Annotated in this window: 9 protein-coding genes; 4 read left to right on the top strand and 5 right to left on the bottom strand. The window is 69.7% G+C overall.

What is annotated here, in order from left to right; translation table 11 throughout:
- Positions 1 to 25: 25 nt before the first annotated feature.
- Entirely contained in the window at positions 26 to 553 is a 528-nt protein-coding gene (locus tag D7V77_RS37210) for a hypothetical protein (protein ID WP_147452281.1), read from the bottom strand.
- Positions 554 to 862: 309 nt separating this feature from the next.
- Between D7V77_RS37210 and D7V77_RS37205 the strand changes: the two genes are divergently transcribed.
- The 4 genes from D7V77_RS37205 to D7V77_RS37190 are packed head-to-tail and all read left to right on the top strand — an operon-like array spanning position 863 to position 5,801.
- On the top strand, positions 863 to 1,522 hold the full coding sequence (locus D7V77_RS37205; protein ID WP_120580995.1) for a B12-binding domain-containing protein: 660 nt from the start codon (positions 863 to 865) through the stop codon (positions 1,520 to 1,522).
- Between the two features lie 4 nt (positions 1,523 to 1,526).
- Complete coding sequence (locus tag D7V77_RS37200) at positions 1,527 to 2,231, top strand: hypothetical protein (protein WP_120580994.1); 705 nt, start codon at positions 1,527 to 1,529, stop codon at positions 2,229 to 2,231.
- Positions 2,228 to 4,276, top strand: a complete 2,049-nt coding sequence (locus D7V77_RS37195; protein WP_120580993.1) for a hybrid sensor histidine kinase/response regulator — start codon at positions 2,228 to 2,230, stop codon at positions 4,274 to 4,276. Before D7V77_RS37200 ends, D7V77_RS37195 begins: the two co-directional genes overlap by 4 nt.
- On the top strand, positions 4,269 to 5,801 hold the full coding sequence (locus D7V77_RS37190) for a response regulator (RefSeq protein WP_120580992.1): 1,533 nt from the start codon (positions 4,269 to 4,271) through the stop codon (positions 5,799 to 5,801). The genes D7V77_RS37195 and D7V77_RS37190 overlap by 8 nt, the downstream gene beginning before the upstream one ends.
- An 18-nt stretch (positions 5,802 to 5,819) precedes the next feature.
- Here the strand turns inward: D7V77_RS37190 and D7V77_RS37185 are convergent, their stop codons facing one another.
- From D7V77_RS37185 to D7V77_RS37170, 4 genes are all read right to left on the bottom strand, one after another.
- The gene (locus D7V77_RS37185) at positions 5,820 to 6,185 is read right to left on the bottom strand and encodes a helix-turn-helix transcriptional regulator (protein ID WP_120580991.1); all 366 of its coding nucleotides are present in this window, start codon (positions 6,183 to 6,185) and stop codon (positions 5,820 to 5,822) included.
- A 373-nt stretch (positions 6,186 to 6,558) separates the two neighbouring features.
- Positions 6,559 to 8,010 carry a TolC family protein gene (locus D7V77_RS37180; RefSeq protein WP_120580990.1) on the bottom strand — a complete coding sequence of 484 codons (1,452 nt, stop codon included), beginning with the start codon at positions 8,008 to 8,010 and terminating at the stop codon, positions 6,559 to 6,561.
- Positions 8,010 to 9,242, bottom strand: coding sequence for an ABC transporter permease (locus tag D7V77_RS37175; RefSeq protein WP_120580989.1), 1,233 nt, complete (start codon positions 9,240 to 9,242; stop codon positions 8,010 to 8,012). Before D7V77_RS37175 ends, D7V77_RS37180 begins: the two co-directional genes overlap by 1 nt.
- Positions 9,239 to 9,985: an ABC transporter ATP-binding protein gene (locus D7V77_RS37170; protein WP_120580988.1), complete on the bottom strand. Its 747-nt coding sequence runs from the start codon at positions 9,983 to 9,985 to the stop codon at positions 9,239 to 9,241. The genes D7V77_RS37175 and D7V77_RS37170 overlap by 4 nt, the downstream gene beginning before the upstream one ends.
- Positions 9,986 to 10,097: the final 112 nt, after the last annotated feature.

Below are 10,097 nucleotides of genomic sequence, written 5' to 3'. Positions count from 1 at the left end.
GAGCACACCCGCCCACCCATGGCCCTCACTCTCCTGCGTCCCCCGGAAGCAAGCCCTGGCTCGGGGGCACGAGGACGGTCTGCACGCCACCATCTGGAAGCATCACGCCCCGCAGGTCGTCATCCGCGTCCACGCCGTCGACGACGCGCCGGAGGATGCGCCCATCCGGGCGAAGGGCGTACTTCGCGCCGGAGTCGAGCGACGGAAAACGCCGTCCACACGCTGCGGGGTTCTCGTCCACGAAGACGAAGAGCAGGCCGTCCTGCCGGAGCACCCGGTACGTGTAGGACTCCGGTCGGCTGTCACAGGACGTCGCCGCGCTCCCCAGCGGGAACAGGTCCCGCGAGACGATCGTCAACGCGCGCAGGGTCTCGCCATCCAGCACGACCGGCACACCGGCCAGGATGACGCCCGCGTCGGCATCGGAAGAGACCGGGAAGCGGACGGTCCGGTCTTCAAGCACTGGCGCCGAAAGAGGCTCGGGCCTCCGGGCGCAGCCCAGCAGTCCCAGCACCAACGCAACAGTCTTCAGCGACATGATCCGACCTCGCATCCGGCCTTCCTACAGCGCATCCAGCCGCTAGGTGCGCGCATCAAGCCAGGTGCGGAGCCGAGCAGCCCACCAACAGGCCCAGACCGGCCACGAGGCTCCAACCAGACCAGCAAGAGCGGCCAGGCATGAATTCCAGCAAAGCGCGTTCAGGCCGCAAGACCCACTCGCGAGCCCGCCTGACCTGCAAGCAGAAAAGCGAACGTTCGATCCGCAGGACAGGGGACTGTTCACTTACGGAAGCGGGAGAACGCTCCAGGGTTTAACGGAAGCTGGAACACCCCTACCCTGCCCCGTTCGCTACCGGCTCCCGTGATCCAAACGACCCCTGCCATCGATTCGCTGCGGGCGCGGTATCTGTCCGCGCAGCTCTCCGGGAACCGACAGGAGGCCCTGCGCCTGCTCGTGGACGAGGGCCTGCTGTGCGGCGTGCCTCTCCAGGAGCTCCACCTGGAGGTCATCCAGGCGGCCCAGTACGAAATCGGGCGGCTCTGGCAGGAGAACGTCATCTCCGTGGCCCAGGAACACCTGGCCACCGCCATCTCCCAGTACGTCCTGGCCCACCTGTACCGCCACCTGCCCCGCGACCCGTCCAACGACAAGGTCGTGTTGATGGCGTGCGTGGAGGGCGAACTGCACGAAGTGGGCGCGCGCATGGCCAGCGACTTCCTGGAGATGGCCGGCTTCAACGTGCGCTTCCTCGGCGCCAACGTGCCCGCGGATCACCTGGCCCGCATGGTGCGCGAGTCCCCGCCGGACCTGCTGGCCCTCTCCGTCTCCATGCCCTTCCACATGCCCCAGGTCCGCGAGGCCGTGCGCAAGGTGCGTGAAGTCTCCCCGTCCCTGCCCATCGCCGTGGGTGGGCTCGCCTTCGACTGGGGCCCCGTCCTCGAGGACGAACTGGCCGTGTCCTTCTTCGGCAAGAGCGTCCGCGAGCTCGTCGCCTCCGCCTGCCGCCTCCTGGGGGTCTGACGCCATGCCGCACGTGAGCCTCCAGGTGGAAGCGCGGACCGCGTTCCTCGCATCCAACTCTGTTCAGGCTTTGTACGAAGACCCGTTCTGGGCCGCGCGCTACGGCATCCAGCGCGCCCGCCGCTTCGGTGACGAAGACGCCGTCTTCCACGTGCGCTACCTCGTGCAAGCACTGGACGCTGCGCGCCCCGCCATCATCGAGGACTACGCGCGCTGGCTGCGCACCCTGCTCGTCACGCGCGGCATGTGCTCGCTGCACCTGGATCAGCACTTCGACGGGCTCGCCCACGCGCTCCAGGCGGAGGGCTTCGGCCCGGACTCCCTGCCCCACACCTACGTCCACTCCGCCCGACAGGCCCTGCGGTACAAAGACGGCCCCGCCCACGCCGTGGAGTCGGACGCCGCCGCCATCATCAGCGTGGTCGTCCGGCGCACGGAGGGCCCGCTTCCCTCCGGAAGCCGCCCCCGCCTGGAACAAGAGGTGCGGCTCCAGTTGTCCTATCTCTCGGATGCGCTCGCCCTGGGTCGTGCGGACCTGTGGAACGCCCATCTGCAGTGGTACGCGGGATTCTGGCCCCAACGGAGACTGTCCCCCCTGACCCTTCTCCAAACCCTGGACGCATTGAAAGCGGCCCTGGCGGACGGCCCCCCTGAAGCGCGGACGTTGCTCGCGCGGATGCCCGATTCGTGGGAGGAGACCCACTCATGATGAAGGAAGAGGACCGCGACTCCGGGATCTTCGAATCCCTCAGCCGCGAGCTGGCTTTGGCCTGTGATGCGCAGGGCACGATCGTCTGGCGCGACGAGCGCGCCGCGCGCCTCCTGGACGTCAAGCCCGGCCAGACGCTGCAGAGCCTGGCGAGCCACGGCAGCGAGAGCAAGGTCGAGAAGCTGCTCGTGCAGGCGCGCGACGAGGCCGTGGACAGCTGGGAGCTCATCCTCCAGAGCCACCACAAGCCCGCGACGTTCGCCTTCCGCGCCCGGCCGCACGAGGGCGGCATCGCGCTGGTGGGCAGCCTGGTGCCGGAGGACTACGGCACCGCGCTCACCCAGGTGAGCACCACACTGGGCGAACTGTCCGCGCTCCACCGCGAGACGGAGCGCCAACAGCACGAGCTCAAGCGCCGCGCGGAGGAACTGGCCCGCCTCAACCGCGAGCTGGAGGAATCCAACAAGGGCGTGCGCACCCTGCACGCAGCCCTGGATGAGAAGGCGGAGAGCCTCCAGCGCGCGTCCGAAATCAAGAGCCGCGTGGTGGCCAACGTGAGCCACGAGTTCCGCACGCCGCTGCACTCCATCCTCGGGCTGTCCAAGGTGCTGCTCAACCCGCTCAACGGCAGCCTCGCGCCGGAGCAGGAGAAGCAGGTCCAGTTCATCCGCGGCTCCGCGGAGGCGCTCTTCGAGCTGGTCAACGACCTGTTGGACCTGTCCAAGGTGGAGTCCGGCAAGACGACGCTGCGCCACACCCGATTCGTCGCGTCCGACCTCATCAGCGCGATGCGCGGCATGACGCGTCCCCTGCTGGCGACGGACTCGACGGTGGCGCTCGACTTCGAGGAGTCGGCGGAGCCCCTGGAGCTGGAGACGGACGAGGCCAAGCTCAGCCAGGTGCTGCGCAACCTCATCTCCAACGCGCTCAAGTTCACCGAGTCCGGCGCCGTCACGGTGTCCGCGGCCCGGGGCCCGCGCGACACGGTGGTGTTCTCCGTGAAGGACACGGGCATCGGCATCGCGCCGGAGAACCACGACCGCGTCTTCGAGGAGTTCATCCAGGTGGACAGCCCCCTGCAGCGGCGCGTGAAGGGCACCGGCCTGGGCCTGCCCCTGGCGCGCAAGCTGACGGAGCTGTTGGGCGGCACGCTCACCGTGAAGAGCCAGCTGGGGGAAGGCGCCACCTTCCTCATCACCCTGCCGCGCGTCCACCCGGAGGTGTCGGAGATGACGGGGCTCACCCAGCGCAGCGAGACGCTGGACCCCTCGCGCGCCCCGGTGCTGGTGCTGGAGGACGACCGCCAGACGCTCTTCCTCTACGAGAAGTACCTGGCGCGCTCCGGCTTCCAGGTGCTGCCCGTGCGCAGCGTGGAGGAAGCGCGCAAGGCGATGCAGCGCGTGCGCCCCGCGGCCATGGTGCTGGACGTGATGCTGGAGGGCGAGACGAGCTGGAACTTCCTCGCGGAGATGAAGAACGGGGAGCAGACGCGCGACATCCCCGTCCTCGTCGTCACCGTGACGGACCGCGAGCAGAAGGCGCGCGCCCTGGGCGCGGACGAGTTCTGGCTCAAGCCCGTGGACGAGGTGCGCCTGCAGAAGAAGCTGACGGCGATGGCGCGCACCGGGCCGGTGGAGCGGGTGCTCATCATCGACGACGACGACGTGCACCGCTACCTGCTCAAGCAGTTGCTCAAGGACACGCAGTTCCAACTGCTGGAGGCCGCCAACGGCCGCGAGGGCGTGAGGATCGCCCGCGAGCACGCCCCGCACCTCATCTTCCTGGACTTCGTGCTGCCGGACATCACCGCCTTCGACGTGCTGGACGAACTGAAGGCGGACCCGCGCACGCGCGACATCCCCATCATCCTGCACACCTCCCACCAGTTGCAGGAGCCGGAGCGCCAGCGGCTGGCGCGCGAGACGTCCGCCATCCTGGCCAAGCACACGCTCAGCCGCGAGGTGGCCATCACCCGCATCCGCGACGCACTGTCCAAGGCGGGGCTGGGGAACCGGGAGCTGCGCGAGGGGAGCTCCCGTGGCTGAGGAGTCGCGTCTGGCAACGGTCCTCAACGTCAACGACGACGAGGCCAACCGCTACCTGGTCAACCGCATCCTGGAGATGTCCGGCTACCACGTGCTGGAGGCGGCCACCGGCATGGCGGCGCTCCTCATGGCGGAGGAGCACCGCCCGGACGTCATCGTCCTGGACGTGAAGCTGCCGGACATCAGCGGCTATGAGGTCTGCGCGCGGCTGAGGGCCAACTCGGCCACGGCCTCCATCGCGGTGATGCACACGTCCGCGACGTTCGTCACGCCGGACAAGAAGGTGCAGGGCCTGGAGGGCGGCGCGGACGCGTACCTCACCCAGCCCTACGAACCCTCGGAGCTCATCGCCACGGTGCGCTCGCTGTTGCGCCTGCGCCACGCGGAGCAGCAGGCCCGGCTGCGCACGGATCAGCTCATTGAAATGGACCGGCGCAAGGACGAGTTCCTGGCCATGCTGGCCCATGAGCTGCGCAACCCGCTGGCCGCCATCATGACGTCCATTGGCATCCTGGAGCGCAAGGGGCCCTCGGACACCAAGGAAGCGCGGATGCACGGCATCATCCAGCGCCAGACGCACCACCTGGCGCGGCTGGTGGATGACCTGCTGGACGTCAGCCGCATCACCCGGGGCAAGGTGGAGCTGCGGACGGAGCCGGTGAGCCTCACGGCGACCTTCCAGCAGGTGCTCGCCATCCTGCGCCCCCGCGTGGAGGCCCGCGGCCTGAAGCTGGAGGTCCACCTGCCGCGCGCGCCGCTGTGGCTGGAGGGCGACGCCACGCGCCTGGAGCAGGTCTTCACCAACCTGGTGGACAACGCGGCCAAGTACACGGACGAGGGCAGCGTCACCGTGGAGCTGTTCCAGGAGGGCGTGGACGGCGGCGCGCAGGCGGTGCTGCGGGTGAAGGACACCGGCATCGGCATCTCGCAGGAGAAGCTGCCCGCCATGTTCGAGCTGTTCGCCCAGGCGGACACGTCCCTGGAGCGCTCGCGCGGGGGCCTGGGCATTGGTCTCACCCTGGTGCGCACGCTGGTGCGGATGCACGGCGGCACCGTGGAGGCCACCAGCGGCGGCCCGGGCCGGGGCAGTGAGTTCGTGGTGCGGCTGCCCCTGCTCCCCGCGGACCGCGTCCCCCTGGCGGCCGGGACGAACCTCCTGGATGCACGGCGCGCGCGGCGCATCCTGCTGGTGGAGGACAACTCGGACGCGCGCCAGTCCATGCGCGACCTGCTGGAGCTGTGGGGTCACCAGGTGGCTGTGGCCCAGGACGGCGTGCGGGGCGTGGAGCTGGCCCTGGAGCACGCGCCGGACCTGGCGCTGGTGGACATTGGCCTGCCGGGGATGGACGGCTTCCAGGTGGCCCGGACGCTGCGCGCGCGCGTGGGGCAGGGGCTGCGGCTGGTGGCGCTCAGCGGCTACGGCGACCCGGAGGCCTACCAGCAGGCCCTGAAGGCCGGGTTCGACGTGCACCTCACCAAGCCGGTGCGGCCCGCGGACCTGGATCGCGTCCTGTCGAACCTCTGAAGCGGGAGTGGAGGGTGGCTACCGCCGCGTCAGCGCGTTGGCCACCAGGCCCAGCAGCTTCACCTGGCCGGGGTCCAACTGACGCACGCTGCGCAGCAGCCGGCGCACTTCCGGACGCTCCGGCGTGGGCGGAGGGGCCTCGCTGGCGCGCGACGGCGGAGCGCCCTGCGCCGCGAGTCCCAGCAGCTCGTCCGCGGAGACGTGCAGCTCGTGGCACAGCTTCAGCAGGGTCTGGACGCTGGGGAGCATGCCGCCGCGCTCAAGGCGGCCGTACACTTCCGTGGCCACGTCGATTCGCTCGGCGACGTCGGCCTGCGTAAGCTCCATGCGGCCCCGGGCGACCCGTGCCGATGCGCCGATGGTGGTTGCGAGTTTCTTGTCCATGCCTTCGCTTGCCGACCCGAAACGTTTGGCCGACGGCATAGGACGTATAGAGGCAGACAGACAGAACTTGCCGGGTCAGCCTCCCATTGTTCACCCATAGGGTCGCTGCGCGGGAGGTGGACTTTCGGAGTCCGGGCAACCCCGACACCCATGGCTCTTTTGAGACGGAGCGCCCTCTGGAAACAGCCTCCGCGAAGTGCATCTCCGCGCGTTTACGGGCTTGTCCGGAGGTGACCCAGGACGTTGGAGCCGCCGTTTCCTACGGTGCTGAAGCGTCCTGCCGCCACTGCCACCCTTCAGGGTTGGCTCATGTTTTCAGTGCCGCCCAGATACACGCCCCGCCGCCACCCGCTTCCGAGTGGCGTCGTGGCCGCTACCGCGACGCCAGGGTGGTCAACTCCACCGTGCCCAGGGCGCGCGCCAGCTCCGCGCGAGAGGTGGCCAGGTCGTACGTCGCCTGCACCTGCTGGGCAGCGGCGTTGGTGAAGGCCACCTGCGCGTCGCTCACCTCGATGATGTTGCCCACGCCCGCGCGGTAGCGCCCTTCGGCCAGCCGCAGCCGCTCGCGCGCATTCACCTGGGCCTCGTCCGCGGCGGTGAGCGCCTCGCGCGTGGCCACCACGTTGAGCCGGGCCTGCTCCACCTGGAGCCGCACCTGCTGCCGGAGCGCGTCCTTCTGCGCCTGGAGGTCGCGCAGGTTGGCGTTGGCCTCGCGCGTCTGCGCGTTGACGAGCCCGCCCTGGAACAGCGCCCAGCTCAGCTGGACGCCGCCCTGCGCGCTCAGCGTGGCGCCGTTGAACGGGTTCGCCCCCACGTCGGACAGGTTGCCCGTGGCGCTCAAGGAGGGCAGGTGGCCGGCCTTCGTCACCTTCACCTGGGACTCCTGCGCGGAAATCTGCCGCTCGCGCGCGGCGACGTCGGGACGGGCCTCCAGCGCGCGCTTCACCAGCGCGTCCAGCACCTCGTCCTCGCCCGTGATGGCCGCCACCGTCACGTCCTGCACGGTGTAGTCGGTGGCCGTCTCCACGCCCATGGCCTGGTTGAGCTGCGCCTTCGCGGTGGCATAGGCGTTCTGCGCGCGGATGAGCGCCACCTGCGCGTTGGCCTTCGCGGTGCGCTGCTGGAGCAGGTCAATCTCCGGCCGAGAGCCCACCTGCACGGACGCGTTCACCTGGTTGAGCCGGGCCTCCTCGCTCTGGAGCGTCTCGCGCGCCACGCCCAGGAGAGCCTTCTGCGTGAGGACGTTGAAGTACGCCGTGCGCACATTCCGCAGCGCGTCCTGGAGCACCTGCTCCTGCGAGTCCTCCTGCGCGCCCGCCGTCTCCTTCGACGCGTTGTAGCGGCCAGACGTCTTGCCGAAGTCGTAGATGAGCTGGTTGGCGGCGATGCTGCCGCTGAAGCGCCGCGTGGAGTTGGACACCACGCCGGTGTCGCTGCCCGGCACGTTCTGGATGACGGCCCGGTTGCTGGTGCCCAGCGTGTAGCCAGCGTTGGCGCTCACCTGCGGCAGGAAGCTGGAGAAGGACTGGTCCACCCGGGCATACGCCGCGTCGGTGCTCGCCTGCGCCGAGCGCAGCGACGGCTGGTACTGGCGCGCCGCGGCCTCCGCGTCCGCCAGGGTGATGACGCGCCCCTCGGCGGCGGACATCGTCAGGGACTGCTGCACGGCCGGAGGCGTCACGGGCTTCGCTGGAGCCGGGGCCTGCGGCGTGGCGGCCGGGGCCGTCGCCGGAGCCTGGGCCTGCGAGGCGGCGGGCTGGGCCGTCTGGGCCCCCGCGACCACGGGCAGGAGGCACAACGAAAGCGTCAACGGAAGCGCGCGCATCACTCGTACCTCAGTGCATCGATGGGATCCAACAGGCTCGCCTTGCGCGCCGGATACAGACCGAAGACGACCCCAACCAGGCCGCTGAACACGATGGCCAGCAGCGCGACGTCAGGACGGACCAGCATGGGCCAGCCGAACTGCGCGGCGAGCAGCTTCGCCACGCCCAGGCCCACGGCCGCGCCGATGATGCCGCCCAGCACCGCCAGCGTCAGCGCCTCGATGAGGAACTGCGCCAGGATGTCTCGCGGACGGGCGCCCACCGCCACGCGCACGCCAATCTCGCGCGTCCGCTCGGTGACGCTCACCAGCATGATGTTCATGATGCCGATACCGCCCACCACCAGCGACACCGCCGCGATGGCCGCGAGCAGCAGGCTCAACGTCTCCGTGCTCTGCTGCTGGCCGCTGGCCACCTCCGCCAGGTTGCGCACGTCGAAGTCGTTGGCGTCGTCCTCGCCCAGCCGGTGACGCTCGCGCAGCAGGTTCGTCACGTCCGTCTGGGCCTTGGCCGTGAGGTCCGCGCTGGCCGCCTGCACGAACACCGCGCCGGTGATGTACGCGCCCAGGCTCTGCGCCTGCACCTGCCGCTTGAACGTGGTGGCCGGCACGAACACCGTGTTGTCGAAGTCCTGGCCCACGGGCGACTGGCCCTTGGGCGCCGTCACGCCCATCACGGTGAAGGGCGTCTTGTTGATGCGGATGACCTGCCCCACGGGGTTGAAGCCCTTGCCGTAGAGGTTGTCCACCACCGTCTGGCCCAGCACCGCCACCTTCGCGCCGGCCTCGTTGTCCGCGTCCGTGAAGTGCGCGCCCTTCGCCATGGTCCAGCTGCGCACGGAGAAGTAGTCCGTCGTGGTGCCGATGATGCTGGTGTTCCAGTTCTGGTCCTCGCTGAACACCTGCGCGTTGGAGCGCATCTCCGGCGCGGCGCCGCGCACGCTGGCCACCTGCGTGCGCACGGCCTCCAGGTCGTCCCAGGTGATGGTGGGCTGGCTGCCGAAGCCGCCGCGCGCGCCACCGGACTTGGACGAGCCCGGCAGGATGATGAGCAGGTTGGTGCCCATGGAGTCGAAGACCTTCTGCACGCTGGCCTTCGCGCCGTCGCCAATGGCCACCATGGCGATGACCGCGCCCACGCCGATGATGATGCCCAGCGCGGTGAGCACCGAGCGCGTCTTCGAGCGCAACAGCGCACGCAGCGCCAGGACGAGTGTCTCCATGATGTTCATGTCCCCACCTCCTCGGCGGGCACCACCGCCGGGTTCGGCGTCTGGCGTCTGTCGTTCACGATGCGCCCGTCCTTCACCACCACGATGCGCTGGGTGTACTCGGCCACGTCCGGCTCGTGCGTCACCAGCACCAGCGTCATGCCTTCCTTCTGCAGTTGCTGGAACAGCGCCATCACCTCCACCGTGGTGCGCGAGTCCAGGTTGCCCGTGGGCTCGTCCGCCAGGATGACGCGAGGCCGTCCCACCAGCGCCCGAGCGATGGCCACGCGCTGCTGCTGACCGCCGGAGAGCTGCTTCGGGTGGTGGTCCAGCCGGGCCCCCAGCCCCACGCGCTCCAGCGCTTCCTTCGCCCGCGCACGCCGCTCCTTCGAGGGCACGCCCGCGTAGAGCATGGGCAGCTCCACGTTCTCCAGCGCGGTGGTGCGCGCCAGCAGGTTGAAGCTCTGGAAGACGAAGCCCAGGGTGCGGTTGCGCACGCGCGCCAGGCCGTCGCGGTCCAGGCGGGCCACCTCGCGGCCGTTGAGCAGGTACTCACCGGAGGTGGGCCGGTCCAGGCAGCCCAGGATGTTCATCAGCGTGGACTTGCCCGAACCGGAGGAGCCCATGATGGAGACGAACTCCCCGGGCTCCACCGTGAAGTCCACGCCGCGCAGGGCCCGCACCTCCACGTCGCCAGACTTGTACACCTTCGCCACTTTGTTGAGCTGGATGACGGGGGGTGCCCGCTTCGTTTGCGCGTCCATCGGTCTGCCTCTGTCCCTTCCCCTGCCCGCAGTTCCTGTGATGGTGTCTGTGATTGGAACGGCCGCGCGCGCCTAGAATCCGCCCCGGCGCCCGCCGCCCATACCCCGGCCG

The sequence above is a fragment of the Corallococcus sp. CA041A genome (assembly GCF_003612075.1).
Taxonomy (GTDB): Bacteria; Myxococcota; Myxococcia; order Myxococcales; family Myxococcaceae; genus Corallococcus; species Corallococcus exiguus.
This window is presented reverse-complemented; position numbering and strand designations above follow the sequence as displayed.

Bases quoted from the DNA above. Each gene is read 5' to 3' on its own strand.
- D7V77_RS37210 (WP_147452281.1), bottom strand. From the start codon at position 553: ATGCGAGGTCGGATCATGTCGCTGAAGACTGTTGCGTTGGTGCTGGGA.
- D7V77_RS37200 (WP_120580994.1), top strand. From the start codon at position 1,527: ATGCCGCACGTGAGCCTCCAGGTGGAAGCGCGGACCGCGTTCCTCGCA.
- D7V77_RS37195 (WP_120580993.1), top strand. From the start codon at position 2,228: ATGATGAAGGAAGAGGACCGCGACTCCGGGATCTTCGAATCCCTCAGC.
- D7V77_RS37185 (WP_120580991.1), bottom strand. From the start codon at position 6,185: ATGGACAAGAAACTCGCAACCACCATCGGCGCATCGGCACGGGTCGCC.
- D7V77_RS37180 (WP_120580990.1), bottom strand. From the start codon at position 8,010: ATGCGCGCGCTTCCGTTGACGCTTTCGTTGTGCCTCCTGCCCGTGGTC.
- D7V77_RS37175 (WP_120580989.1), bottom strand. From the start codon at position 9,242: ATGAACATCATGGAGACACTCGTCCTGGCGCTGCGTGCGCTGTTGCGC.
- D7V77_RS37170 (WP_120580988.1), bottom strand. From the start codon at position 9,985: ATGGACGCGCAAACGAAGCGGGCACCCCCCGTCATCCAGCTCAACAAA.